This window comes from Ruegeria sp. CDSC045 (genome assembly GCF_059610725.1).
The window spans coordinates 22,470-48,155 of the sequence record NZ_JBXWOE010000013.1; the positions used below are offsets into that span (position 1 = coordinate 22,470).

At 53.5% G+C, this 25,686-nt stretch carries 28 protein-coding genes and 1 pseudogene; 25 read left to right on the forward strand and 4 right to left on the reverse strand.

Going from position 1 to position 25,686, the window contains the following annotated elements; all coding sequences use genetic code 11:
• Nucleotides 1–481: 481 nt before the first annotated feature.
• From AC2FH6_RS18720 to AC2FH6_RS18790, 15 genes and pseudogenes are all read left to right on the forward strand, one after another.
• The gene (locus AC2FH6_RS18720; protein ID WP_496703898.1) at nucleotides 482–1,402 is read left to right on the forward strand and encodes a LysR substrate-binding domain-containing protein; all 921 of its coding nucleotides are present in this window, start codon (nucleotides 482–484) and stop codon (nucleotides 1,400–1,402) included.
• Between the two features lie 237 nt (nucleotides 1,403–1,639).
• Nucleotides 1,640–2,683: a threonine aldolase family protein gene (locus tag AC2FH6_RS18725; protein WP_496703899.1), complete on the forward strand. Its 1,044-nt coding sequence runs from the start codon at nucleotides 1,640–1,642 to the stop codon at nucleotides 2,681–2,683.
• Between the two features lies 1 nt (nucleotide 2,684).
• On the forward strand, nucleotides 2,685–3,455 hold the full coding sequence (locus AC2FH6_RS18730) for an amino acid ABC transporter ATP-binding protein (RefSeq protein ID WP_496703900.1): 771 nt from the start codon (nucleotides 2,685–2,687) through the stop codon (nucleotides 3,453–3,455).
• A 29-nt stretch (nucleotides 3,456–3,484) separates the two neighbouring features.
• Nucleotides 3,485–4,285 carry an ABC transporter substrate-binding protein gene (locus tag AC2FH6_RS18735; protein ID WP_298855857.1) on the forward strand — a complete coding sequence of 267 codons (801 nt, stop codon included), beginning with the start codon at nucleotides 3,485–3,487 and terminating at the stop codon, nucleotides 4,283–4,285.
• Nucleotides 4,286–4,344: 59 nt separating this feature from the next.
• Complete coding sequence (locus tag AC2FH6_RS18740; protein WP_496703901.1) at nucleotides 4,345–5,034, forward strand: amino acid ABC transporter permease; 690 nt, start codon at nucleotides 4,345–4,347, stop codon at nucleotides 5,032–5,034.
• Nucleotides 5,035–5,043: 9 nt separating this feature from the next.
• Nucleotides 5,044–5,733: an amino acid ABC transporter permease gene (locus AC2FH6_RS18745; protein ID WP_496703902.1), complete on the forward strand. Its 690-nt coding sequence runs from the start codon at nucleotides 5,044–5,046 to the stop codon at nucleotides 5,731–5,733.
• 131 nt (nucleotides 5,734–5,864) lie between these two features.
• Complete coding sequence (gene proC / locus AC2FH6_RS18750) at nucleotides 5,865–6,668, forward strand: pyrroline-5-carboxylate reductase (protein WP_496703903.1); 804 nt, start codon at nucleotides 5,865–5,867, stop codon at nucleotides 6,666–6,668.
• Between the two features lie 59 nt (nucleotides 6,669–6,727).
• Nucleotides 6,728–7,882, forward strand: coding sequence for an acetylornithine deacetylase (gene argE, locus AC2FH6_RS18755; protein ID WP_496703904.1), 1,155 nt, complete (start codon nucleotides 6,728–6,730; stop codon nucleotides 7,880–7,882).
• Nucleotides 7,883–8,040: 158 nt separating this feature from the next.
• Nucleotides 8,041–8,382 carry an SDR family oxidoreductase gene (locus AC2FH6_RS18760; protein WP_496703905.1) on the forward strand — a complete coding sequence of 114 codons (342 nt, stop codon included), beginning with the start codon at nucleotides 8,041–8,043 and terminating at the stop codon, nucleotides 8,380–8,382.
• A gap of 300 nt (nucleotides 8,383–8,682) precedes the next feature.
• On the forward strand, nucleotides 8,683–9,024 hold the full coding sequence (locus tag AC2FH6_RS18765) for a zinc ribbon domain-containing protein YjdM (RefSeq protein WP_496703906.1): 342 nt from the start codon (nucleotides 8,683–8,685) through the stop codon (nucleotides 9,022–9,024).
• Nucleotides 9,025–9,259: 235 nt separating this feature from the next.
• The gene (locus AC2FH6_RS18770) at nucleotides 9,260–9,967 is read left to right on the forward strand and encodes a hypothetical protein (protein WP_496703907.1); all 708 of its coding nucleotides are present in this window, start codon (nucleotides 9,260–9,262) and stop codon (nucleotides 9,965–9,967) included.
• Nucleotides 9,968–10,278: 311 nt separating this feature from the next.
• Nucleotides 10,279–10,963 (forward strand): IS6 family transposase gene (locus tag AC2FH6_RS18775; protein ID WP_496703908.1). Its coding sequence is split into 2 segments (ribosomal slippage): nucleotides 10,279–10,488 and nucleotides 10,490–10,963, totalling 684 coding nucleotides; the frame shifts between segments, so codons are not numbered across the junction.
• Between the two features lie 57 nt (nucleotides 10,964–11,020).
• A pseudogene (locus tag AC2FH6_RS18780) lies at nucleotides 11,021–11,269 on the forward strand (DDE-type integrase/transposase/recombinase); the annotation flags it as partial.
• 211 nt (nucleotides 11,270–11,480) lie between these two features.
• A complete protein-coding gene (locus AC2FH6_RS18785) occupies nucleotides 11,481–13,235 on the forward strand; it encodes a thiamine pyrophosphate-binding protein (RefSeq protein WP_496703909.1) in 1,755 nt (584 codons plus the stop codon).
• Nucleotides 13,236–13,246: 11 nt separating this feature from the next.
• The gene (locus AC2FH6_RS18790; RefSeq protein ID WP_496703910.1) at nucleotides 13,247–14,554 is read left to right on the forward strand and encodes an NAD(P)/FAD-dependent oxidoreductase; all 1,308 of its coding nucleotides are present in this window, start codon (nucleotides 13,247–13,249) and stop codon (nucleotides 14,552–14,554) included.
• On the opposite strand, the gene AC2FH6_RS18795 is transcribed toward AC2FH6_RS18790, so the two are convergent.
• Nucleotides 14,546–15,439, reverse strand: coding sequence for a LysR substrate-binding domain-containing protein (locus AC2FH6_RS18795; protein WP_496703911.1), 894 nt, complete (start codon nucleotides 15,437–15,439; stop codon nucleotides 14,546–14,548). The two genes, AC2FH6_RS18790 and AC2FH6_RS18795, sit on opposite strands and share 9 nt — an antisense overlap.
• Before the next feature lie 101 nt (nucleotides 15,440–15,540).
• On the opposite strand from AC2FH6_RS18795, the gene AC2FH6_RS18800 reads away from it, so the two are divergent.
• The gene (locus AC2FH6_RS18800) at nucleotides 15,541–16,023 is read left to right on the forward strand and encodes an Lrp/AsnC family transcriptional regulator (protein ID WP_496703912.1); all 483 of its coding nucleotides are present in this window, start codon (nucleotides 15,541–15,543) and stop codon (nucleotides 16,021–16,023) included.
• Here AC2FH6_RS18800 and AC2FH6_RS18805 read toward each other — a convergent pair.
• Nucleotides 16,016–16,804, reverse strand: a complete 789-nt coding sequence (locus tag AC2FH6_RS18805; RefSeq protein ID WP_496703913.1) for an aspartate/glutamate racemase family protein — start codon at nucleotides 16,802–16,804, stop codon at nucleotides 16,016–16,018. The two genes, AC2FH6_RS18800 and AC2FH6_RS18805, sit on opposite strands and share 8 nt — an antisense overlap.
• Before the next feature lie 114 nt (nucleotides 16,805–16,918).
• Between AC2FH6_RS18805 and AC2FH6_RS18810 the strand changes: the two genes are divergently transcribed.
• The 4 genes from AC2FH6_RS18810 (at nucleotide 16,919) to AC2FH6_RS18825 (ending at nucleotide 20,206) form a co-directional block, all read left to right on the forward strand.
• The gene (locus AC2FH6_RS18810) at nucleotides 16,919–17,887 is read left to right on the forward strand and encodes a TRAP transporter substrate-binding protein (RefSeq protein ID WP_496703914.1); all 969 of its coding nucleotides are present in this window, start codon (nucleotides 16,919–16,921) and stop codon (nucleotides 17,885–17,887) included.
• A 70-nt stretch (nucleotides 17,888–17,957) separates the two neighbouring features.
• Nucleotides 17,958–18,485 carry a TRAP transporter small permease subunit gene (locus AC2FH6_RS18815; protein ID WP_496703915.1) on the forward strand — a complete coding sequence of 176 codons (528 nt, stop codon included), beginning with the start codon at nucleotides 17,958–17,960 and terminating at the stop codon, nucleotides 18,483–18,485.
• Nucleotides 18,482–19,780 carry a TRAP transporter large permease gene (locus AC2FH6_RS18820; RefSeq protein ID WP_496703916.1) on the forward strand — a complete coding sequence of 433 codons (1,299 nt, stop codon included), beginning with the start codon at nucleotides 18,482–18,484 and terminating at the stop codon, nucleotides 19,778–19,780. The genes AC2FH6_RS18815 and AC2FH6_RS18820 overlap by 4 nt, the downstream gene beginning before the upstream one ends.
• 12 nt (nucleotides 19,781–19,792) lie before the next feature.
• The gene (locus AC2FH6_RS18825) at nucleotides 19,793–20,206 is read left to right on the forward strand and encodes a universal stress protein (RefSeq protein WP_496703917.1); all 414 of its coding nucleotides are present in this window, start codon (nucleotides 19,793–19,795) and stop codon (nucleotides 20,204–20,206) included.
• A 210-nt stretch (nucleotides 20,207–20,416) separates the two neighbouring features.
• Here AC2FH6_RS18825 and AC2FH6_RS18830 read toward each other — a convergent pair whose 3' ends face one another.
• The gene (locus AC2FH6_RS18830; RefSeq protein ID WP_496703995.1) at nucleotides 20,417–21,097 is read right to left on the reverse strand and encodes an IS6 family transposase; all 681 of its coding nucleotides are present in this window, start codon (nucleotides 21,095–21,097) and stop codon (nucleotides 20,417–20,419) included.
• A gap of 94 nt (nucleotides 21,098–21,191) precedes the next feature.
• Nucleotides 21,192–21,638 carry an RrF2 family transcriptional regulator gene (locus AC2FH6_RS18835; protein WP_496703918.1) on the reverse strand — a complete coding sequence of 149 codons (447 nt, stop codon included), beginning with the start codon at nucleotides 21,636–21,638 and terminating at the stop codon, nucleotides 21,192–21,194.
• Nucleotides 21,639–21,745: 107 nt separating this feature from the next.
• Here AC2FH6_RS18835 and AC2FH6_RS18840 point away from each other — a divergent pair, with 107 nt between their 5' ends.
• Genes AC2FH6_RS18840 through AC2FH6_RS18860 form a run of 5 tightly spaced genes read left to right on the forward strand, consistent with a single transcriptional unit; the run spans nucleotide 21,746 to nucleotide 25,655 of the window.
• On the forward strand, nucleotides 21,746–22,249 hold the full coding sequence (locus tag AC2FH6_RS18840) for a cytochrome C oxidase subunit I (RefSeq protein ID WP_496703919.1): 504 nt from the start codon (nucleotides 21,746–21,748) through the stop codon (nucleotides 22,247–22,249).
• Nucleotides 22,249–23,709, forward strand: coding sequence for a cbb3-type cytochrome c oxidase subunit I (locus AC2FH6_RS18845; protein ID WP_496703920.1), 1,461 nt, complete (start codon nucleotides 22,249–22,251; stop codon nucleotides 23,707–23,709). The genes AC2FH6_RS18840 and AC2FH6_RS18845 overlap by 1 nt, the downstream gene beginning before the upstream one ends.
• Nucleotides 23,706–24,302, forward strand: a complete 597-nt coding sequence (locus AC2FH6_RS18850; RefSeq protein WP_496703921.1) for an SCO family protein — start codon at nucleotides 23,706–23,708, stop codon at nucleotides 24,300–24,302. Before AC2FH6_RS18845 ends, AC2FH6_RS18850 begins: the two co-directional genes overlap by 4 nt.
• A complete protein-coding gene (locus tag AC2FH6_RS18855; protein ID WP_496703922.1) occupies nucleotides 24,299–24,874 on the forward strand; it encodes a hypothetical protein in 576 nt (191 codons plus the stop codon). Before AC2FH6_RS18850 ends, AC2FH6_RS18855 begins: the two co-directional genes overlap by 4 nt.
• Complete coding sequence (locus AC2FH6_RS18860) at nucleotides 24,861–25,655, forward strand: formate/nitrite transporter family protein (protein WP_496703923.1); 795 nt, start codon at nucleotides 24,861–24,863, stop codon at nucleotides 25,653–25,655. Before AC2FH6_RS18855 ends, AC2FH6_RS18860 begins: the two co-directional genes overlap by 14 nt.
• The last annotated feature ends 31 nt before the right edge of the window (nucleotides 25,656–25,686 follow it).

A 25,686-nucleotide genomic window follows, 5' to 3' on the forward strand; every position in this document is an offset into this window, starting at 1 on the left:
GCATTTGTCCCATCTTATAACAAATCTGTAGAAACTGTCCCAACTTTCAACAGCAGTCATTGGACCTGTCTTGGCCAAAGTCGGGAAAGCCCGCAAACAGTGAGCACAATGGCCTTTGGGCTTTGCTCTCGCGGCGAAGGGCAGCAATGTGGGCTGCGACGGCAGCATGTAAGTTGGCTGATGGATGTCGGCTATGGGCCCGTCCAGGACAGGGCTTACCTAGGCTTGGCGAGTCATTCTGCGCCGCATCCGACGGCAGCAGTGAGCCCAGTTCGCGGATGCTGCATTATTATGAAACGACTGCAGCGCATTACGAAGCTGGCATTGACGTAAGCATCTTACGCAGGCATCGTTCTCTCCGTGGTTGCAATTAGTCTTGAGCGGTTTAGTTGCTTTTCTAGGATCGGATTAGTCTACCAAAGCGGCGCCATGTTTGTGGGCGCTCAAATAGCTAACGAGATTACATGGTTGGGCTCGACACATGCAACTGAATTCACGTCTTCTCGAGTGTTTCCACGCAACAATGACAGTAGGCACAGTAACTGGTGCTGCCGAACTGCTTAATACTTCCCAACCTGCGGTAAGCAGATCGTTGAAGCAACTGGAAGATGCAACCAGGATGACGCTGTTTGTTCGAACCGGCAACCGGGTTACGCCCACTCGTGAGGCGCAGTTGCTGTATGAAGAAGTCGACCGATCGTTTCGCGGCCTTAAACGCATCAGCCGGGCGGCTGATGAAATTCGAAACCTGCAACAGGGGAAAATCCACATCGCCTGCGCACCTGCTTTTTCTCAGGGCTTTCTGGTCGATACGGTCAAAGCATTTCGTATAAGCAGGCCTGGGGTGCAAACCGTCGTCACGACCCGCATGACGCCGACAATTGCGGAACTGGCTACGTCACAGCAATGCGACCTAGGGCTGGCGGCTTACGCAATTGAACCAGAGGGTACTGAATTCGAAACCTTCACCGATTCCCCGGAAATCTGCATTCTGCCTGTTGGGCACCACCTGTGCAAAAATAGCGTCATTTCTCCCGAGGATTTGCATGGTGTGGATTTTGTCTCACTCGGGCAGATTGATCCTTATTCGCAACGCCTTCAACGGTTGTTAGAAGAAGAAGACGTAACAACCCTAAACGTGATGGAAGTTCAAAATTCTCTGATGGCAGGTGAGGCGGTCGCGGAAGGTCTGGGTGTCACGATCATTAACCCGTTCTCCGCGCTCAGTTTCCGGCATCGTGCAATTGTGTTTCGACGCTTTTCCGTGAAACTCCCTTTTGCCACCACGTTACTGCGCTCCAAGTTTCGACCGGTAAGCGCGCTGATCGGCGAATTTGAAAAATGCCTGGCTGAGACCCGTAACCGCTATCTCGATGTGCTTGAAGATCTTTTGAACAAGTAGCCACCCGCCAGAGCACGGAGCCAAATCTAAAGCAACAAAACTAATGAATTGGGGGAAGCTATGGCCACCCCAACCAACTTGGAATTCGAAGTAGCTTATTCCCAGCATATCAAAATGGAATACTAGACATCAGTATTTATATTTTTCACATGCTCACCGGCATGACATGACTCCCCCTACACAACTTGTAACGCGCCCGGCATCAAAGCTTCGACGGGCCTAGGGGAGAAGACCGCGATGTACGATTTCTACGCTGACACGAAGACCAAACCGACGCTCGAGATGCGCCGGACCGTGTTGGATTGTGTCGTAGGGGACGAACAAAAGGATGAAGATCCCACAACGACCGAGCTTTGCGCTCGGGTTGCAAAGCTTCTAGGGAAAGAGGCAGCTGTCTTTCTACCGTCAGGTACGATGTGCAACGAGATTGCGATCAAAGTGCACACTAACCCGGGTGATGAAATCATCTGTGAGCAATCCTGCCACATCATCAATTTCGAAACCGGCGGACCCGCAGCAATTAGCAGCGTGATGATTAAGGCATTGCATGGTCGCAATGGCATGTTCACACCCGATCAGGTGCTGGGCGCCATTCGTCCGGATTCTCGATACATGCCACAAAGCACCCTGCTTTGTGTTGAGCAAACGGCAAACATGGGCGGTGGTGCTATCTGGCCGCTTGAACAATTGCAGGCCGTTTCCGCTGTCGCGAAAGACGCCGGATTGGCCACGCATATGGACGGTGCACGGCTGATGAACGCCGTTGTCAAAACGGGCATTCCTGCTGCCACCTATGCCGAAGGCTTCGACACCGTTTGGATCGATTTTACCAAGGGGCTTGCCGCACCGGTGGGGGCCGTGCTGGCCGGATCACACGAGTTTATCGCAAAAGCGTGGCGCCTGAAGCAGCAGATCGGCGGTGCGATGCGCCAGTCCGGTATTGTTGCGTCTATGTGCCTCTATGCGCTGGATCATCATGTGGACCGCCTGGCCGACGATCATACGCTTGCGTCGAACCTGGGGGATCAGATTTCGCAGCTTGCCCTGGTCAAGGAAGTCCTGCCGGTCGAGACTAACATCGTCATTTTTGACCTGAAGGATGCGGCACCTACTGCCGCGGAAATCGTCGCACGGCTTCGCGCCGACGGAATTCTGGCGGGTGCGTTTGGGAAACGCCGCATTCGCATTGTCACCCATATCGACGTCAACGCCACCGCAGGTGAAGCGCTGATGGAGTTATTGAAAAAATATCTTGGCACAGACGCAAGGGAGGTCGCGTGATATGGACAACGGCTCTGCACAAAAATGTGATGTACTGGTCAAGGTGGAAGGCCTGTCGAAGATCTTCAAAACCACCGACGGGCGCATAATCAACGCGCTGACAGATGTGAACACAACCGTGGATCGTGGCGAGGTTGTTGCCATCATCGGGCCCAGTGGCTCGGGCAAAAGCACACTGCTGCGGACCTTCAATGGGCTCGAGACGATCTCGAAGGGTCACATCTATATCGATGGGATCGACCTTGCGGACAAGAAAACCGACATGAATGCGTTGCGCGCTGATGTTGGCATGGTCTTTCAGCACTTCAATCTGTTCCAACACAAGACATCTCTTGAAAACATTACGCTGCCGCAAACCCTGGTGCGCAATTGCACGAGTGCCCAAGCGGATCAGATCGCAATGGATCTTTTACGTCAGTTGGGGCTCGATCATCTGGCCAACAACTATCCGTCGCAGCTCTCGGGTGGTCAGCAGCAACGGATCGCGATCGCGCGAGCTCTGGCGATGCAGCCCAAACTAATGCTTTTTGACGAGGCGACGTCTGCGCTCGACCCGGAAATGGTTGGCGAGGTGCTTGATCTCATGAAGGGTCTTGCGACCGACGGCATGACGATGTGCATCGTGACGCACGAAATGAACTTTGCCCGGGAGGTTTGTGACCGGGTGATCTTCATGGATGCCGGTGAACTGGTGGAAACCGGTCAACCTGCGGAATTTTTCCAGAATCCGTCCACGGACCGCGCCAAGCAGTTCCTGGACAAAGTTCTCTAATCATCATCAACCAAAGGGAGAATCCTCTGATGAATTTCTTGAAAACCCTCGCTGTCGGGGCGGTAGCATTTGCAGCTGCCCACACAGTAACACCGGCCCCTGCCAGTGCCGATACGGTGCAGGACATCGTGAACAGCGGCACACTGAACGTCGCTGTGCAAACCCAAGGCCCGCCGTTCAGCTTTGTCGACAAACATGGGGAGCGCACTGGTTTTGCCGTTGAAGTTGTCAAACTGATCGCACAGGACATGGGCGTTGAAATCGAATTCCACGATTACGAGTGGAAGGGCCTGATCCCATCGCTGCTGGCGGAAAAGGTTGATTTCATCGCCGCCGACATGACCCCCACACCCCAGCGCGCGTTGCAGTTGGTCTTCACCGAACCCTTCTACTATAGCGACGTGGTCGCCTATGTTGCTGGCGGGTCAGATGCGGCCAAATGGGAAGACCTGAACGTCGAAGGCGTCAACATCGGCGTTCCGCAAGCCAGCTCGCACGTCAAGTTCGTCCGCGACAACATGCCCAATGCCACAGTTGTCGAACTCTCTGGCGGCAGCCCTGCCGTGGCGCAGGCTCTTTCGGTTGGACGTGTAGATGCAGGTGTCACGTCGCGCGAAATCGCGACGCAGTTTACAACCGAATTTGAGGGCGTGCGGCTTCTGGATGGAACCATCGTGCAATCGCCGCTCAGCTTTCCTGTCCGTCCCACCGATACGCATCTTGAGGCGTGGCTGAACAACTGGTTCCGCATCAAGAAAGCAGATCGGACAATCGAGCGCATGCTGGAGTATTGGGTGCATACCAAAGCCTGGGAAGCAGATCACAAATAATAAATGTAGGCCGTGAGGGACTATACCTCTCACGGCCAGCCTAACAAGGGAGGTGCACCATGAGTTTGATAGAATTTTACAACTACAGGGTTGTTCTACAATACCTGCCCGAATTCGCCTGGGGGCTGTGGGCGACGCTCTGGATTTCTTTTGTCTGTCTTGTCGGGTCGCTTATCCTTGGCACTCTTGTCACCGTCGCGCGCCGATCTCAAAAGCGTTGGATATCAACCCCAGTGGCGGCCTATGTCGAAGCAGTACGCAGCACACCATTGCTGGTTCAGCTTTACATTGTCTACTACGGCCTGTCGCAAATCCCGGTGCTGAATGTTCCGGTTCCGGCGCTTGCCTGCGGTATTTTTGCACTGACAATCCACACTGCCGCTTACATGAGCGAAATCATTCGCGGCGGCATCGAAGCCGTAGATCGTGGCCAATTCGAAGGCGCTAAAGCAGTCGGAATGAGTGAGCGGCAGACGATGATCCACATCATCTACCCGCAGGCCTTCGCGAAAATCATCCCGTCGCTTCTTGGACAGGCGGCAGTGCTTGTGAAAGACAGCTCCATCCTCAGCTTTATAGCTGTCTTTGAACTGCTTGGTGCCGGGTTGATCATACTCTCCGACCGCGTCATGCCGACCGAGGCGTTCATGACCGCGGCCTTTGGGTATCTGCTGATCTATCTGCTGATGCTGGTGGCGTCGAATAAGATTCAAAAGAAGCTGTCGGGCAATGCCTGGAACAGCAGGTAGGAGGTCACAATGCTTGAACTCACGCTACAAACCATGCCCTTCTTGCTTGAGGGTTTTCTCAACACGATCCTGATTTCGCTTGTCGCGATCTCATTGGGCAGTTTCGTAGGCCTTGTGCTTGGACTTGGCCGCACGGTCGGGCCTAGGCTGGTTTACAACATCATCGGACTTTACGTGCACCTGGTGCGGGCGACACCATTCCTGGTGCAAATCTACATCGTCTACTACGTACTGCCGACGACGAAACTGCCGATTTTTGACTTCTCGAACTTCACGGCAGCCGTGATTGCGCTGACAATCTATACATCATCCTACACGGCCGAGATTGTGCGCGGCTCATTGGAAGCCGTACCAAAAGGGCAATGGGAAGCGGCCGCAGCGGTTGGCATGAATATGCGCCAGCGTCTTCTGAACGTGATCCTTCCCCAGGCTTGGAAACTCACCTTGCCGCCCCTTGCCGGGGTTTATGTTCTGGTCATCAAGGGCACGTCGATCCTGACCGTTATCGGCGTGGTGGAACTTATGCGTCAAGGCGAAGACGCCATTCACCGGCATCCGGCGCACATCATGTGGATACTCTTTCTCGTCGCGAGCCTCTATTTTATCTACTGCTTCCCGATCTTGCGCGGCATCAAACACATGGAAAAGCGGATTGCGGCCAAAGGTGCACGAAGCGTTGCCGGAGACGCTCAGTGGTAAGGCAAAACGTCACATGATTTTGATAGAGCAGCATCCTAGATGCCGCTCTATCACAAAGAACCCTCCCTGTGAGGCAATAATATGGGCGGCCTGTCGAGCAGGCAAACCAATCAACTACGGGATCTAAAGCCATGACAAAGACAGTAGATAAAACCCTGTTTATCGGCGGCGGCAACATGGGGCGTGCTATCTTAAGGGGGTACAAAACTGATGGCGGCGACATGTCGAAAATCTCGATTATCGACCCCTTCATGGATGCGCAAGACGCCTCTGAACTCGGGATCGGAGCGCTCCACAGGGCGTATGACGACATTCCCAGCGACCTGAAATTCGCAACAATTGTTCTTGCCACCAAGCCACAGGTTTTCGAGGACGCCAGCCGCCCGGTGGCCAATGTCCTGAGTGAAGATGCACTTGTTATTTCCATCATGGCCGGCGTGACCAGCGCCAGAATCATTCAGAATATTGGCAGACAAGTGCCTGTCGTGCGTTGCATGCCTAACATGGCCGCAGCGGTTCAGAAATCCGTCAACGTGGCCTTTGCGACGGATGCCTCCCGCAAAGACCAGTTTGAAGCGCTATTTACTGGGTCTGGCCCAGTCAGTTGGGTCGACGACGAAGATCATATACACGCAACAACAGCCGTTTCGGGAAGTGGCCCGGCCTATTTCTTCGCCTTTGTCGAGGCCATGGGGAAAGCCGGAGAACATGCAGGATTGGATCCCCAATTCGCTTTGGACCTTGCTACCGACACGCTGATTGGAGCCGCCGAACTTCTGAAACAGGACCGCGTGCCATCTAAGTTGCGAGAAAGCGTGACCTCAAAGGGTGGGACAACTGCAGCGGCGTTAGAGCAGTTTGCCCTGAACAACAACCTGAATGCGATTGTGTTGGAGGCCGTCAAGGCAGCACAAAGCAGATCGAAAGCGCTTTGAAGTAGTAAGGCTTTGATTTTTCAAATTGTCAGCCTGATGCTTTTTTGCGGTGGTGCACAATGCAAGATATTCTGACTATCCTTGACCGGCTCTGCGCTTTTGATACGATCAGTCACAAATCCAATCTGGAGTGCATAGATTATTGTCGTCATCTGCTGGTGTCCGCAGGGTTCGATGTCACCATTCTGCCCAATGCTGACGGCACCAAGGCGAACCTGCATGCTGTCGCGGGTCCAAGGGACGGTCCTGCTCTGGTCTTCGCAGGGCATACTGATGTTGTCCCTGTTGACGGTCAGAATTGGTCAACGGATCCGTTCAAACTGACGCGAAGGGATGGCAACCTCTTCGCTCGCGGCACAACGGATATGAAGGGGTTTGTCGCGGTCGCCCTTTCCACCGCGACAAATCTGGATCTGCACGCGCTTGGGCTCTCGCTGCATCTTGTTCTGACCTATGACGAAGAAACCGGATGTTTCGGCGCGCGGGATATCTCCGATTATCTGCGATCGGCGGTCCCCGCAGGAAGTTTCTGCATGGTTGGGGAACCCACAGGTCTGCGGCCCATCGTGGCGCACAAGGGAATTATCGGCCTGCGGGCAACGGTGACCGGTTCTGAAGGGCATGCAGCCACCATCGCGACCAAAACCAACGCCATTCACTTTGCATCCGATCTGGTGCAGTACCTGTTGCAACAGGCTCAGGTCTATGCAGCCAAACCCAACAAAAATGACTACGTCACACCCTTTTCAACGATCCAGATCGGCCTGATGAACGGGGGTCAGGCGCGTAACATGATCGCGAAACAGTGCGATTTGGAGTTTGAATTCCGGCACCTGCCGGATGATCTAAGCGTCGAATTTTTGGAGGACCTAGAGGCGTTCCTGTCGTCAGACCTGAGGCCGAGATTGATCAGGAATGATGAACTCTCATCGGTTCACATCAAAACGATGTCGCATGTTCCCGCATTTAGAGCCAGTAAGAACAGCCCTTTCCTCAGCGCTTTGAAAGCAAATCTGGGGTCGGTCGACATAGGGTTCTGGGATGGTGTAACCGAGGCTGGGTACTATCTGGATGCTGGCCTGGATACCATCGTGTGTGGACCAGGAACCATTTCTCAGGCGCACCAGCCGAACGAGTGGGTGTCAGTGAGTGCCCTGAGCGAGTGTAAAGATCTCCTGCGCCGTTTGACGTCCCACTTAGCTGCTGCTTCATAGGATAGACCGGACATTGCGAAGGCAACCACGAGTTCACAGTTTGTCCGCGTCTTTCCAGTTCGGGCTTGGCGCGGTGAAGGGTCGGTTACGTACCAACCTTTTCAGAAATCTCCTTACCACCCTATTTTGCACTCAGCCTGAATCGACCCCACAAGCTGATGGGCCAGATCAACCTTGTCCGCGTTGGACAGAGACATATCAGCGATGCTGGATCGTTCACGCTCACTGCCGGCATACTGTCACGAGAACCGATGCAGGGCTCGGTGGTGATCAGCATCGCCAATGGGGCGCTGGAATCCTTTGCCAAGGCAGCAGCACTCGAACTTGATCGCGAACTACGGGTGAACACCGTCAGCCCGGTCTTCGTCAAGGAAACGATGGAGATGATGGGCATGGATTCAAGCACGGGCTTATCGGCGGCAGACACTGCAAAGGCCTACGTCGCTGCCGTCGAAGGGAACATGAACGGCGAAACGTTGGATGTGCCTGATTACGTATAACGCTATGAGCTAAGCAAACTTGCTTGGAATACAAACCTGCCGTTCGGACCGCGAGGCCGAATGGCAGATTTGTCCGCGATCTGTGAGTTCATGAACCATGCGGTGAATGTCCGCACTTGGCGGTTTGCAACGCGCTGCACACGCGAAGGTCTGTCAGGTGACCAAAGTCTGCAATGGGCTCAAAGCCCCACAACCTTGGGTCCCCTCTAGGAAGTTGCTGTACCTGGCTTTCCTTAAGCACAGGCCGGACGGTCTATATCCTTCTGGCGTCCACACAGCTCACGGGTTATTGCCTTTATTATGACTGAAACTCCGCCTTCGTGCCCCGAATGTTCCTCTGCCTACACTTACCAAATGGATGCCCTGCTTATCTGCCCAGAGTGTGCGTATGAATGGGTCGCCGGTTCGTCATCTGACCACGCTGCGGAGGTGCTTGATAGTGTGGGCAACGTATTAAGTGACGGAGACACTGTAACTGTTGTCAAAGACCTGAAGCTCAAGGGAACGTCCTCCGTCATTAAGGTCGGAACCAAGGTCCGAGGAATCCGGTTGGTTGACGGTGACCACGACATCGATTGCAAGGTGCCTGGGATAGGTCCAATTGGCCTGAAATCCCAATTTGTGAAAAAGGTGTTCGGGTAAAGTTTGAACTGTGAACCCCGTAGCTGAGAAGTTTTAGTGTCCGGGCGATTGAAACGCCAGCACTTAGGCCGCGAAGGTTCGCAAGCTGCCTTTTGCAATTGCAGCATTCTGACTATCAATTAGCGGCAGTTCGGGGCTCTTATCCCAATCGATGAGAACCGCAGAGAACGACGGTTCTGAGCCCAAGTTGCTCCATTCTTGAAGCTATGCGACACGTTGGAAAAGGAGAACCGAATTGCCGACACTCATCGAAACAGTTCGCAAAAAAATGAGTGGCGGTGATCGACCTCTCGCAGAACTCGTGCAACCCGAAAGCGAATTAGTTGCCGTTGCCGCCCGTGACAGCCTTGGTACTCTCATCGCATCAGCTTTAGCTTCTCGAAAGCAGGGACGAATGAACGACGCAATCTCTCAGATCACGCGGGCAAACCGTGCACAGCTCGATGCAATCGAAGGTATTATGCGCACGTTGGACGGAGTGTTTGAACGCCCTAAAACCGAAGTGGTATTTGCCAAATATCGACAAACGCTTCCATTCGAAATGGGTATCGAAAATGCTGACGATGTGATTGATCTTGTTCAGGCTTATCATCGAGATATGCACCCTGATGATCCCTCAACGACCGAGATACTGCACAAATTGGAAACCGCTCGGTCGGAAGAAACTGAAGCCCTTGAATTCTTTAGAAATCGATTTCGAAACGGCGGTGCCGAAGCAGAGATTGAAGAAGCTCAAGACAAGCTCAAATCCATAAACAATGATCTAGAAAGAACAAAAACAGCAATCTTGGGTGCGGTAATTTCGGTGGTATCTACATTGTTGAAAAAGCACAGGAGCGGCAGGATGGCTTCTTCAGCAGAATATGAAATCTCGGGGTGGCTTTACCAGATTGTCACAAGCAAAACCCTCACTAAGGCCGCGAAAAATGTTAAGGCAGATTGATCCAGCCGGTAGTCGCTTCGTCCGCATCACAGTCATATGCGACCCATGCAGGCAATGTCCGGTTTACACGGTTCGCGACCCGCTGCATGTGCGAAAGACCGGAGTGTGATCAACGGAAGGTTAGGGCTCAAACCGGTCATCTGACGGTTTCAATAGGTCATCGGGTCGGGTCAGACGGCATCAAGGTCAGCAACGCGGACAAAGCTGCCTTATAAATTGCCTGAAAAGTGGTTCTGTCGCAAACTTTGTCCCTACCTGTCAGGTCGAGTGCATTTCTGGTAGCGCGCACTAGAACTTGACAGGAGCAGGCCGTGACGATCTCATTTAAGGGCGCACATTTTCCGAAAGACGTCATCTTGCACGCGGTCTTCTTCTACCTGCGCTACGGTGTTTCATACCGGGATTTGGAAGAAATCATGGCGGAACGTGGCGTTGCCGTGGATCACACGACGTTGAACCGCTGGGTGACGCGGTATGCAGGCGCAATCGCAGAAGCGGCGCGTCGTCGAAAAGGGACCGTGCGACCGCTCCTGGAGAATGGACGAGACTTACATCAAGGTGAAAGGCAACTGGGTCTATCTCTATCGAGCCGTCGACAAGCGCGGCAAGACGCTTGATTTTATGCTTTCCCAGCGTCGAAACAAACCCGCAGCCACCAAATTCTTCGCCCGAATGCTGGAGGTCAACGGCCTTCCGAGAAAGATTGTCATCGACAAAAGTGGAGCTAACACTGCTGGCCTCAAGGCCATCAACAAGATGCTGAAAGGTTTTGGTTGCCCGGTCCCAATTGAAATGGTCAGGCGGAAAAACTTGAACAACATTGTGGAACAAGACCACCGTTTCATCAAAAGACGAACCCGCCCGATGCTCGGCCTCAAGTCTTTTGCTTCGGCTTCTGCGACTCTGGCAGGCATTGAAGTCGCGCACATGATCCGTAAAGGCCAATTCACACCAAGACTCTGTCCATTTCAACAATTCAAAGAGCTGGTCGCTTAACACTGCTGGTCAGATGTATTTCTCTGAGCTTCAGTAAACTTCGCAACAGAACCCAGTCGATATGCCGGCCTCATTGCTGAAGCAGCGCGGTATAGAAAGCGTCCCGCAGACCGTTCGTGGCGAATGGATGAGACCTATGTGCGGGTCAAAGGCAAGTGGATGTATCTTTATCGAGCGATCGACAAACACGGGAAAACCTTGGACTTCATGTTGTCCGAGCGCCGGAATAAAGCCGCTGCGTCGCGGTTCTTCGCCCGCGCGCTTGAGGTGAACGGTTTGCCAAGCAAGATCGTCATCGACAGAACCCTCAAATGTTTGCGACACAATCGTTTGTTGCAACCAAGTAGAATCGGACCACCAAAGGTGTGTTAATATTTAATTCAAGTAATGCCTCGTATTCCTTGTCTATCCGTCTTTCAAATCACCGGAGATCAAGCTAATTTCCGTCAATCTGCCAATGTGACAGCATCAGAACCCATTGTAAGACACTCATAACGTACAGTTTCAGGAGTGACTCATGCGCGGCGCGGATATTCTGGTCGAAATGCTTTTGGGATACGAAGTTGATACCATTTTCGGTGTACCTGGCGACACGAACGTTCCGCTCTATGAAGCGTTGCAACTCAGAGAAGACCGGATTACCCATGTAATGGCCCGTGACGAGCGGTCGGCCGGGTTTATGGCGGATGCCTACGGACGATTCACAGATAGACCGAGCGTCGTAGAATGCCCATCAGGGGCTGGTGCGATGTACACGCTGCCACCAATCGCGGAATCTAACGCATCTTCTGTACCCGTGATCGTGTTGACGATCGACATCCCCTTGCCCGGTGAAGGGCGTGGGGTCTTGACGGAATTGGACTGCGCGCGCCTTTTCGAGCCTGTAACCAAGATGTCCGTTCAGATCAAATCCGCGGAGAAGCTACCCGAAATCATCCGTCGCGCCTTTCGAACAGCCTGTTCGGGGAAACCTGGGGCAGTGCATCTGCAAATTCCAGAGGACTTGCTTCTGGCGGAGGTCGATCCGGAAAAGGTGTCGCTGCATGTGGAAGACGAGTGCAAGCGGTTCCCGGCATTCCCGATGCGCCCGGCTCGAGACGTGACGGAACAATTGCTTGACCATCTCACTGCCGCGAAACGCCCGCTAATCGTATCGGGGGGCGGTGTCATCCGGTCGTGCGCCGGGGACGATGTTTTAAGTCTGGCCGAACGGCTGAATATCCCTGTCTGCACCACCATGACTGGCCAAGGAACAATGCCCGACGATCACCCCCTGTCGATTGGTGTCATTGGAGATAACGGTTTCCATCCCCATGCAAACCGCGCGATGGAGGAAAGTGATTTTGTGCTGTTTGTGGGCTCTAAGATGGGGTCGGTTGTCACCATCGGTTGGACCTTTCCCAAGATCACGCTGAACAAACGCGTCGCCCAAATCGACATCGATCCTGAGATCATGGCGAACAACTACGAAAACGTTCTATCGGTTGCAGGGGACGCGAAATTGGTGTTGCGCGATATACTGGCTTGCGTGCCGACCGATTTCAGCGGGACGAGATTTACGCCATGGGTTGATAACCTGAACAAGTTACGCGCCCGGTTTTGGGAAAGTGCCCAGAGCCTTCTGGACAATGATAGCACGCCGCTACGACCCGAACGCGCCGTGCGCTGTTTTAACGAAGCGCTGGAAGCGTCTGGCGCGCCCGCTCTGATCTACTCGGATGCGGGCACGCCGACACCGCACATGACCCGGCTTCTCAAAATTAACAATCCCCGAACGCGCTTCGCGATTCCCCGTGCCTTTGGCGGTCTGGGTTCTGCCCTGCCGGCCACTGTGGGCGCTTGGCGGGCCGATCCAACGCGGCGCCCAATTGGAATGTTTGGCGACGGGTCGTTTGGGATGTCAGTCGGCGAACTGGAAACGCTCGTCCGGTTGCAGATCCCCGCCATTTTGCTTTTGTTTAACAACGGCCATTTCGGCTGGATCAAAGGGCTTCATCGTTTAAACGGGCACAATCAGACATTTGGCGTCGATTTCATGCCCCCACGAGGTGCCGCCATCGCTGAGGCCTTTGGCGTCAAGGGTTGGACCGCCAAGACGGCGGTGGAACTGGATTCTGCACTGGCCGAGGCCTTCGCCTACAAAACCGGCCCATGTCTGATCGACGTTTGCGTGGAATCCATCGCCGACCGTGTGCCCCCGGTCTATTCGTGGCTTACCAAAAAGGGCGAAGACCCTTTGCAACTGGACGCCAAAGACGTCGCTTACCTGTAGGGGTGGCCAGAATGGCGAAGGCTCACACCGAACACCAGAACCTAAATGGGAAAGACGTGATCGTAGTGGGGGCGGGCATGGTCGGGGTTTGTGTCGCTATTCATCTGTTACGCCGGGGCGCAAATGTCAGTCTGCTGGATCGCAGCGCGCCGGGTTCCGAAACGTCGTTCGGTAACGCTGGAGTTTTGGCCCGCTCGTCTTTGATGCCACTCAATAACCCGACGATGCTGCGGGACCTGCCTGCTCTGATTGCCCATCGCCGCAATGGACTTCGATACAGCTGGCGCTATTTGATGGCCAATTTGAGTTGGGCCCTCCCTTTCGTAGTAAATGCGCGAAGGTATCAGTTTGAACGCACAGCCTGCGCACTCGATGCATTGATTCAGCTTTCGTTGACGGGGCATAAGAAGCTGATTGGTCAAGCCGGACAGGACGCACTATTGTCCGAGAGAGGTTGGCTGTTTCTCTACCGGTCCGATCTGGCCTACGCGAGATCAGTTCTATTGCGCGAATTGCTTGGACAATTCGATGTTCGCCACAAGACGATTGACCGCAATGTGCTACAGCAGATGGAGCCGAGCCTTGCTCCAATCTTTCCCAAGGCTGTTTGGATACAGAACAGTGCTTCGATCAGCGATCCCGGGGAACTTGTGACCAGCTACGCACGGCTTTTCGCTGCCGAAGGCGGACATCTCCGTCAAGCCAATGTCAGCCACCTATTGCTGGGTCCCCATTCCCCCGAGCTCATTCTGTCAAACGGCGAACGTCTCACCCCCGATCATCTGGTGATCTGTATGGGGCCCTGGAGCAAGGAAGCCCTTTCCTCTGCGGGTTTCTCTGTTCCGATGGCGTTCGAGCGCGGGTATCATCGGCATTTCTCTGGTGCTAGCGGCAGAAATGGTCCGGTGCTGAATCGTCCTGTTTATGATACCGGTGGCGCCTATGTTCTCTCTCCGATGCATCGGAGGCTGCGCCTCACTTCAGGAGTTGAACTCAATAATCTTGGGGCGGCTCCGCGGGCTGGTCAACTGGATCTCGCTGAGACTGCGGCGCGCCAGGCCATCGACTTGGGCCATCGTTACCCAGGACCTGACTGGATGGGAGCGCGACCAACCTTCCCTGATAGTTGCCCTTGCATCGGTATTTTGCCTGATGCAAAAGGGGTTTCAGTGGCCTTCGGGCATCAGCATATTGGCTTTTCAACCGGGCCAGGAACGGCAAGTATTCTGGGTGATCTGATTGAAGGTAACACTCCGCAGATCGACTCCTATGCTTTCCGTCCGGAACGGTACATCAGGCGCATACATGCGTCATCTTAAGCTGCGGGTTTCCGCCATGATCCAGTCCCGAAAGGCAAGGATCTGCGCCGAGGGACGCGCCGTTTCAGGATAAACCACATAGTAGCTAAAGCCGCTAGAAACAGCTTCACCGAAAGGCGTATGTAGTCGGCCATCAGCCAGATGATCTTGGATCATGAAGACTGGTAGTATTGCTAAGCCTATACCCGCAACTGCCGCTTCAATCACCATGGTTGTCTGAGAAAAACGCGGCCCGGAAATTGGTCCTAGATGGGCGATCTCCTTTGCCTCTAACCAACGAAGCCATGAATCTGGCCGGTGCGCGTTCTGAATCTTGGCGAATTTTTCGTGGTCGGCAAGTTTAAGTGTAGCACCTGGCGAAACAAGGTCAGGCGATGCTACGGCTGCAACTTGTTCGTCAATCAACTTGAATGACATGGCGTCACGCCAGGCGCCAGGCCCGCGCACAACTGCAATATCCGGGCTGCCCGCGTCAAAATCGACCTCGCCACGGATGGGCAATACGTTGAACGGTTTATCTGGGTGGAGTTTCATGAAGTGCTTCATTCGCGGAACCAGCCAACGGCTGGCAAGGCTGTCCTGCACGCCAATCTGCAGCGCATCTGTTGACCGGCTTCCACGCACAACGTCAATTGACGCTTCTTCCAACTGACCCAGAATATCCGACACACGTCTGGCATAGCTACGCCCTGCATCCGTCAGCACAAGCCTCGGCCCGAACCGCTCGAAAAGATTGATTCCCAATAGGTTTTCCAGGTTAGAGACCTGTCGACTGATCCCACTTTGTGTACGTCCCAGTTCTTCTCCCGCGCGTGTGAAACTGAGCGTGGTCGCAGAGGCTTCGAAAGCCTGAAGCGCAGAAAGAGAAGGAAGGTAACGACGCATGTCATGATTTTAGTTCATGCTTATGCGTATAAACAGCATTATTTGCATGGTCAGTTTTCTGCCAAGCTGCCTGACGACACTTACTTAGTCTTGGGGGAAAAATGCGAAAACTAGATGCCATCGACCGAAATATTATTGCACTGCTGACGGAAGATGCACGGCTTTCCACGTCGGAGCTATCCCGACGTCTTGGCACCGCCCGCACAACCGTCAGCGAGCGGGTGGCGCGGCTGGAGCGCGAGAAAGTAATTCTGGGCTATGCCGCAATAGTTCAAGAAGAAGAAAACATCTTTGAGACACGCGCAATGGTGCATTTGATCTGTGATCGAGCCTTAAGCCGAAACGTCATCATTGCCTTGCGAGCATTTTCCGAAATTGAGGAATGTTTGAGCGTTACTGGGCGCTACAATTTTGTCTGCATGGTGCGCACCCCACATCAAGAGGATCTGGATGCACTGTTGGACGAAATCTCGTCAATCGCTGGTGTCAAAACCGCTGATGCGACCATTGCGCTGGCTAACAAGTTTTCGTGGCCCAACACGATTGGAAGCGCCCAGCCAAGGCATCTACGAGTAGCTAGCTAATGCCTGCAGGTGTGCTGCGCATCAGCAATTCTGCTGCCTCGACAATTGAATAGACCGGTTTGCCGGTCGCAAGTCGAATATTGGCAGCATAGGGTGGCAGATTCCCGCATTCCAAAACAAATGCACCAAGATCGGAATGTGTCTCGGCCAAGCGTGTCGCTTCGCCGACGACTATCTGGCGCATACTGGCGACATCGAACTTTCTTGGCTGCCTTGCTTTGGGCACCAGAAAGCACTCGCGAAAGAGGGTATGTCGGTCAAGGCCCGCAATCACGGTATTGCCTTGCTTGATCCCCGCCTGCATCTTGATATTTGGTCCAAGTGATGTTTCCGACGCTGTAAGAATCCCGATTTTACCTGGGTGAACAGCGAAAAGCATCGGAACCAAGGACAATGCAGACATCATGACAGGAATGCGAACCGCCCTTGCGATGTCATGTTGAGCTAGGATCAAGAAGCCACAGGTCGAAACGATGGCCCGCGCGCCCTTAGCCTCCAACTCCTGGGCAGCTTCGGTAAAACCCTGCAATAAACGGCTACACGGCGGCGTATCAGCGACAATCACATTGCTTTCAGCCTTCGGGACAATCTTCACTATGCAGTCGAACGGATACGTTTCTGGACAGCCCGAATCACCGGGGATCCGATCAAATGCAGTATCGAGCGAAAGGATTCCGAGTTTACCATAGTTTAGGTGTTTCATCAGGGGCGAGACTAGACCTGTTTCAACGGCGCGAGAAGCTCCTCCATAACCGATTTCAACAGAAAATTGCACGTGCACCAAACGAACCCGTCAGTTTCACGGATTAGATAAAAAACCCGTCAATTTGACGCTGTTCAGCGACCCTGCTTAGTCTGAGGATCAAGTTAAGAAACATACCATGGGAGCTTGCGAATGAACCTTACAAGAACAATTCTGGCCGCTTCGGTCACAGTCGGCGCTGTCGGTACTGCAGCAGCTGAAAAATGGGATATGGCGCTGGCGTATTCTGCAACCAACTACCATTCGGAAATAGCGGCCGAGTTCGCGGCGGAAGTGACCGCCAATTCTGATCTTGAAATCGTGACGCATCCAGGAGGCTCGCTTTTTGGCGGATCAGAAATCTTTGGCGCTGTGCGAAAAGGCTTAGCACCGATCGGCGAGCGTTTGATTTCGGCACTTGGCAACGATGATGCACTGTACGAAATCGACAGTGTTCCGTTTCTGGCCTCGGGTTTCGGGGATGCCAAGCGTCTTTACGAAGTGTCAAAGCCAGCGCTGGTAGAGACCCTGGAAGACGCGCGGCTGCACTTTCTATATTCCTGCCCCTGGCCACCACAGGGCTTCTATTCCGTTCAGGAGGCCAACAGCCTTGACGACGTTGCTGGCCTGAAGTTCCGCGCCTACAACGCGACGACCTCAAAAATGGCCGAAGGTTTGGGTATGGTGCCGACCAAGATCGAAGCGGCTGAACTTGCGCAGGCTTTTGCCACCGGCGTGGCGCAATCGATGATCTCTTCAGGCTCGACCGGCTATGACCGCAAACTCTGGGAGCATGTCGATTACTATTATGACGTGAAAGCCTGGCTGCCACGCAACATGGTAATCGTGAACGGCAAGGCTTGGAACCGGCTGAGCGATGAGACCAAGTCTACAATAGAAACTGCAGCCGCCAACGCAGAAGAGAAATGCTGGGCCAAGGCCGAAGCGCTTGACAGCTGGTATGTCGAGCAATTCCAGGCCAACGGCATGCAGGTTGCTCCTTTAAACGACGCGATGCAGGTCGAATTCGAGCGGGTCGGCACAGAGTTGCGCGACGCCTGGCTGGAACGAGCAGGTGAAAAAGGGCAACAGGTTCTGGACGCATATTCGACCACAAACTGACCACAACCAAAGCGCAACCTCTTTTTCCTCCGGGGGGGTTGCGTTTTATCTTTTTGAAAAGGAACCTGCCGTGCAGCGACTGTCTTCCATCATGGATCAGGTCTACAAAGTTGGCGCGTTTTTCGCTGGCGGATTGTTGATCCTGCTTTGCGGGTTGGTGCTATATAGTATCCTAGCACGCGCATTTGGGCTTTATGCCGGTGGTGCCACGGATTTTGCCGGCTACGTCATGGCGACAAGCACCTTTCTGGCGCTTGCCTACACATTCCGAAGCAATGGGCATATCAGGGTTCAACTGCTGATCCAGCGGATGGGCCACACGCCACGCAGGGGTATTGAGATCTTCTGTCTCGGCTTTATGTCCGTTATCACGGTCTTTGTCGCATACTACATGATCCGCCTCGCATATGACAGCTACGACTTTGGCGAACGCAGCGAGGGCGCGGACGCTGTGCTGTTGTGGATTCCACAAACCCCCGTCGCCATTGGCGCCATACTGCTGGCCATCGCGGCATTGCACACATTTTTGCAATCGCTTTTCGACTACGAAGCGATCAATCCCGAAACTGCCGGGCATGAAGGGCCGAACGAAGTATGAGCGAAACAATCTCCATTATCGTTTTCCTGTCAACCCTCTTCATACTGCTGGGGTTCGGCGTTTGGGTGGGGGCCGCGCTATTGGCCACTGCCATCGTGGGCATGGCCCTCTTCACATCCGCACCCATCGGCGATTCGATGGCCGTCACGATTTGGGGAGAGCAATCCTCTTGGACCTTAACCGCACTACCACTTTTCATTTGGATGGGTGAGATTTTGTTCCGAACGAAGCTAAGCGAAACGTTGTTCAAAGGGCTGGCCCCGTTTCTGAAAGGACTTCCAGGGAGCCTTCTGCACGTCAATATTGGGGCCTCGGCGGTGTTTGCCGCAATCTCAGGGTCTTCAGCGGCAACCGTGGCGACAGTCGGCAAGATGTCCATCCCCGAGCTGCGCGCCCGCAACTACCCCGAACACATGATTATTGGGACCCTGTCAGGCGCAGGCACACTAGGGCTTTTGATCCCGCCTTCGATTTCTATGATCATCTTTGGCGTCACGGTGAACGAAAGTATCTCGAAGCTGTTCATGGCGGCGATGATTCCCGGACTGTGCCTTGCATTGTTGTTTATGGCCTATGTCGCAGCGTGGTCATTGATCAACAAAGGCACATTCAAGCCCGTACTTGATGTGGATGTCTCTAGCCTGGGTCGCAAGCTTGCGGACCTTTTGCCTGTTCTTCTACTGATCGGAGCCGTGATCGGTTCGATCTATTCTGGCATAGCAACCGCCACCGAGGCGGCAGCGCTTGGTGTTGTTGGTGCATTGCTGCTGTCCATGGTGCAGCGTAGTTTGAGTTGGGACAGCTTTCAGGAAAGCGTGTTGGGATCGGTTAGAACCACCGCCATGATCATGCTGATCCTCATGGGGGCTGGGTTTCTATCCTTGGCCATGGGGTTCACCGGCATACCAAAAGCCTTGGCGGAAGTCATCGCCGCATGGAACCCATCTCCGCTGGCCCTGATTGCAATCCTCACCGTCTTTTATATCATCCTTGGAATGTTCCTTGATGGGTTGTCCTCTATCGTGCTGACGATGGCGGTGATAGAGCCGATGGTACGCGCCGCAGGATTCGACATGCTGTGGTTCGGTGTCTATCTGATGATCGTGGTTGAAATGGCACAGATTACTCCGCCGATCGGCTTCAATCTGTTTGTTCTTCAGGGCATGACTGGCAAGGATATTGGGTTTATCTCGAAGGCATCATTCCCGATGTTCCTCGTCATGTGCCTGTTCGTTGTCATCCTGGTGATATTCCCAGGACTTGCCACCTGGCTGCCTGAAGCTCTGAGCAAATAGGAGATTGATGAGATGGCACCCAAAATAGTTCTTGTCCTCGTTGATATTGCCCATGCGGAAAGTGGCAAGGGTGTTGTACGCTATGCCTCAGACAGCTTTCCCGAGGCCGAATTGCACGTGGCATATGTGATGCCATATGGGTTTTACAGTTATGTTGAACCCTTCGTTTCGGATGAAAGCCAGAAGGCCGCGAACGAGCGTGCAAGGGCCGAATTGGCTAATCTTGTGGCGACAGCCGGGGTCGAGGCCAAACGACATGTCCTACGCGGCGGTATAGGAGAGCAGTCTTTGCTGGAAGCCAAAGAAATAGGCGCGGATCTGATTGTGCTGAATGCCGCACGCCCTGACAGCAAGCTGTCTACATTGGGCACGCATGCAGCGCAGATTGCCCGCCATGCCGAGATCAGCGTTTTGCTCCATCGCTGATCCCGATTGCAAAAAAGACAAGGGTTCCGCATCAGCCCTCTGCGGGTTTTTTGTATTGGCATATCTACTGTGCAAAGACAAAATGACCAACGCTGATCTTCAAGAGATGCAGCGTGCCCTTCTCCTATTCCTGAACAACAGATTTTCCGATTGCAGGGTTTTGTCGCAAACTCGTACTCAGCGCAAAAATATCCTAACGACTAGACACGGTTATCCAGCGAGAGCCGCAAACTGCGCGAAGCCGTCGCCCTCCAGTTCAAATTGTTTCTTCCGGATCATTTGAGCAACTTCGATGCCATCGAGCGTCGCTGCCGCTGACGTGAAGGATTTGAATCCAAGCATCGGACGCGTTCGCCGTTTGATAAAGCGATGGTCTTGCTCAATTCGATTGTTTAGGTACTTGGATCTCACTACGGTGATCTTGGTTGGGCAACCAAATCGCTTGAGGATCTTGTTTACTTCATTGATTCCGGCAGCATTTGCTCCGCTCTTGTCGATCACGATCCACAATGGAATGCCGTTGTTGGCCAATGCCTTCGCAAAAAACTTCTTGGCCGCTGCAGTGTCCCGGCGTTCAGATAGCATGAAGTCAAGGGTTTTCACGTCACGATCAATCGCACGATAGAGATACATCCACTGGCCGCGCACTTTGAGATAGGTTTCATCCATTCGCCAGGAAACGGCGCCGGACTTCTTTCGCTTATGCGCCTCGATCGCGACCAAGGGCGAGAATTTAACCACCCATCTGCTGAGCGTTGCATGATCAACAGTGACACCGCGCTCGGCCAGGATCTCCTCCAGATCTCGCAAGGACACCGAGTACCGCAGGTAGAAATAGACTGCATGAAGAATGGCCTGCTTGGGAAAATGGCAACCTTTGAACGAGATCACGTCGGGCACCTGCTCCACAAATTTGCCGGTACATTATGTCGGTTGGGGGAACTCCAAGCAATCAAGCAAAAAGTTTGCGACAAAGCCAGACGGGTTATGCTGTCGCATTCAATCGCCCCAAGAGCCGTTCCATCATTGGATTTTTTACTGTCAGATCTGCAAGTGTTACCTCTTCCAGAACGGCATAAAACGCGTCCTGCGCCGAGCTCAGTAAGGCCGTAAGGCCGCAGGAGGGGGCCAGCTTGCAGCAGCCGCCATCCGGTCGCATACATTCCACCAATACAGACTGGCTTTCGAGTTTGCGGACAAGTTCGCCAAGATTAATCTCATTTGGTTGCTTTGCGAGCGAAACGCCCCCAGCGCGACCTCGGGTGGATGCCACATAACCCTCTCTCACCAGCCATTGTGTGATCTTCGCGAGGTGATTGTATTTTGCTTCATGGATTTCGGCGATCTGCCCAGTGGTCAGAGAATGACCCTCGGTGACGGCCAGGTGCATCAGGGTCCTCAATGCGTAGTCGGTAAATTTGGATAGCTGCATGTCAATCTCGTAACATAGTTTATTTGGTATCTGTAGTGCAAATTTAAATTGACATTTAAAATACCAATTAATAATCGTGACCTAGCAAATGAACGATGCGAGGGAACATGCAACCAACGATTCTATTGATCAGCCTTGTGCTGATGGCCGTCGTGGCCCTGTTTTATTGCAGGGCAGTTTTTGCCACAGCCGGCCCCTCGGCAGACGCCGGCGTAAACAAAAGGCGCACTGTGCTGCTGTGGGGACTGATCATTTTTGGAATCATTCTATCGGTGGGAACACTCAGAGAATGGCCGAATAAGTCAGCTGGCGCTGACGCTTTGGTGGTCAATATTTCTGGCGGTCAGTGGTGGTGGGACACTGACACGGTTGAGATCCCGCTTGGCCGGCAGGTCGCCTTTAATGTGACAACCGAGGACGTGACGCATGGCATGGGCATTTACACACCGGACATGCGTTTGGTCGCGCAGGTTCAGGCTATGCCCGGATACACCAACACCTTAGTGCACACTTTCGATGAAACGGGCACCTACCAGATTCTTTGCATGGAGTATTGCGGCGTAGCCCACCACGACATGGTCAATGAATTCGAAGTCGTGGAGACGAACTGATGACAAATGTAGCATTCAAATCTGATATATCGGCACAAAACCCACAGGCAGGACTGATAAAGCTGACGATGGGTTTGGCCGGTGTCGTGTTTTTATTGATGATGATTTTTGGCTTGATCATGCGTGCCGCTCAGGGTGGGCTGTTGGAACTTGATCCCGAGTTCTTCTATCAGCTTTTGACAGCGCACGGAGCGGGAATGGTTGGTTCGGCCGCCTTGTCCGGCGCAGCTATCATGTGGTATTTCCTGGGCCGCCACATCTCATTGAACACAAAGATTTATGTGGCGTTTCTGGGTCTGTTCCTGTTGGGAGTGGTCTTTATTCTCACCTCAATCTTTGTCGGTGGATTTGGCGGGGCCTGGACGTTCCTGTTTCCACTGCCCGCCATCTCTGGCGGCGTTTGGGAAGCAGGATCTGCTATCGCCTTTTGTCTGGGCTATGTGTTCATCGGGGTTGGCTTTCTACTGTACTACCTTGAAGTCGGCTACAAGATTTCCAAGTCATTCGGTGGCCTTTTCGGCGGGCTGGGCTGGAAATTCCTTATTAGCGGGGATACCAGCACTGCTCCTCCGCCCACGATTGTCGCGGCGTCCAGTGTTGTGATCTTCAACTCGATCGGGATTGTTTTCGGCGCGATTGTCCTGGTTGCAAGTATCGTAAACCTGCTATTCCCGGATTTCGCTGTTAATGCGCTTCTGGCAAAAAACGCAATCTACTTTTTTGGTCATGTCTTCATCAATGCGACGATCTACATGGCCGTTACCGCAGTTTATGAGTTGATCCCAGAGTACACCGGCAGGCCGTGGAAAACGACCCGTGTGTTCGTGATGGGTTGGGCCGCCGTAGTTGTCTTTGTTCAGATTGTTTACTTTCACCACCTGCTTCAGGACGTCAATATGCCGGTCTGGGCGTTGGCAACTGGGCAGATCATCTCATACGCATCAGGCGTGCCGCTGCTTGGGATCACGGTTTTTTCTCTGGCTGTTTACGTCAAAGGTTCGGGTCTAAAATGGGATCTCGCGTCGAAGCTTCTGGTTCTTGGCGTCGGCGGTTGGGGTCTGGGATCAATCCCGGCGATGATCGACGGAATGGTTTCGGTCAACAAGCTGATGCACAACACACAATGGGTGCCAGGCCACTTTCACACCTATCTGCTTTTGGGTGAGGTCGCGATGGCGTTTGGTTTCTGTGCGTGGCTGGTCCGCGATGCAAAGCGCTCAACTCCGTCCAACTTGGACCGTTTCGCTTTCCTCGCCTATGTTTTCGGTGGCGTTGGGTTCGTCTTGATGTTCTTGTGGTCCGGCGCAAGCTCGATCCCACGCCGCTGGGCTGTGCATTATGAGCAGTGGCAGTTCCAAAGCCAACTTGCCACGGTCTTTGCGACAATCGTCGTATTGGCAACCGCATTGTTGGTGCTGGGCTACATAGCCGGCCTTCTGAGGAAAAGGGCCGGAGAATGAGGCCCACAATCCCACTCACACTTAGCGCCGCGTTTCTGGGCGGCGCCAGTCTTTACCAAGCAACGGATGGGCTGCATGCTTTTACCGCCGAAGGAGCGCGGCGCTACGAGGTGTTCCAGACCCAGCCAATTGTGCCCGAGTTTATCGTTGAGGATATGGCTGGGTCGACGCAATCATTGCGGCCTCTGAGTAACGAGATCGTATTGTTGGAGTTCATTTACACGACCTGCCCAACAATTTGTCAGACCTCCGGCGGGGAGTTTGCCGAATTGCGCGATGCTTTGTCAGAGACAGATGTTCGAACGCGCATGTTGTCGGTTAGCTTTGATCCCGAAGCCGATGATCTTGCCGCTTTACAAACATACGCCGAAGCGCACTCCGCGGCAGGCGATCCTTGGACCGTGGCCCGGCTGGCGAATGCTGATTTGGATCTGGTGCTGGATTTCTTCCAGGTGACGGTGATCCCCGACGGCTGGGGAGGTTTCCAGCACAACACTGCTGTGCTGCTGATAGACAGAAGAGATAGGTTGTCCGGTGTCTTTGATACAGATGCGATAGATCAGGTTGTTGAGGCGGTCGAGCGATCGTCATGAGCCGGTATCTGAACATGCTTTCTGCACCGGCCCTGTTCGTGGCAGCTTTTGCTGTACAGCCGTTTGTAGCAGCGGATCCGGTTTTGCACATGCTTGTACAATTCCCGTTGTTGGCCGCCGCGGGATATGTGTTGGGGGTCAGATTGAGAATCCCTGATGAATGGATCGGCTCGGTTCTGATTGGCGGTATCACAGTCCTTCTGTTCTGGATGCTACCCAGATCGCTGGATGGTGCCCTGACAAGTTGGTCGATGCATTTCGCCAAATTCATCACTTTGCCCCTTTTTGTAGGGCTACCTCTGGGACTGACATGGCCAGTGTTGGGACCGATCCTACGCGGTTTCCTAAAAGCACAGTGTGTTTCGATGACCGGTGTTATGGGGTTTCTATACACTCATGCGCCCATACGGATTTGCAACTCGTATCTGGTGGATGACCAGATACGTTTAGGCTTTGGGTTCTTTTATCTCGCCACCGCACTTGCTCTCTTTTGGAGCCTACCAGTTTTGGTCGGGCATCCGATTTCTGTAACTCGTTTACTTCCTGGAAAGTTCGAACATGACCTTCGTTGATTCAGTTTATGGTTTCGCCAACTCAGCGGTCACCAAGCGGGCACATCTTCGCGATGATCCCATGGGATTCCTTGTGCTGGCGATGATGGCTGGCGCGTATGTTGGGCTTGGCATCTTGCTGATCTTTTCAGTGGGGCAGAACGTCGATCCGGGACTTCGACCGATTGTCATGGGTGCCAGTTTTGGACTGGCGCTGATCCTGGTGATCTTTGCCGGATCAGAGCTGTTTACCGGACACACAATGTATATGACACATGGACTGCTGACCGGGCGGACTAATATGGGAGACCTCGCCGCTTGTTGGGCAGCAAGCTGGGTAGGGAATCTGTTTGGAGCGCTGCTGCTTGCAGTTTTCTTCGTCTATGGCGGCGGAGGCGTTGTATTGGGGGCTGAAGGAAAGCTACTGATCCACGCAATCTCCGAAAAGAAAATGCATGGCTCCGCCTTGCAGCTGTTCCTGAATGGCGCGCTGTGCAACTGGCTTGTCTGTCTTGCCATTTGGGGTAGTTCGCGTACGCAGAACGAAATGGCCAAGATCGCAATAATCTGGTTCTGCCTCTACGCATTTATCGCCGCAGGGTTTGAACATTCGGTCGCAAATATGACCGTGTTCTCAGTTGCACTTCTTTCCGAACACCCGGGCTCGATTTCGCTTGCCGGCGCCGCGCGCAATCTGGCCTTTGTCACCGCCGGAAATGCATTTGCCGGGGTGTTCATTATGGGTTTGGGGTACTGGCTCGCAGCTGGTCGGCCGCGGACCACTAGAACCGAAGTGGCGTAAGTTCTCATCCTGAGATCTTTGTTAGTCACTG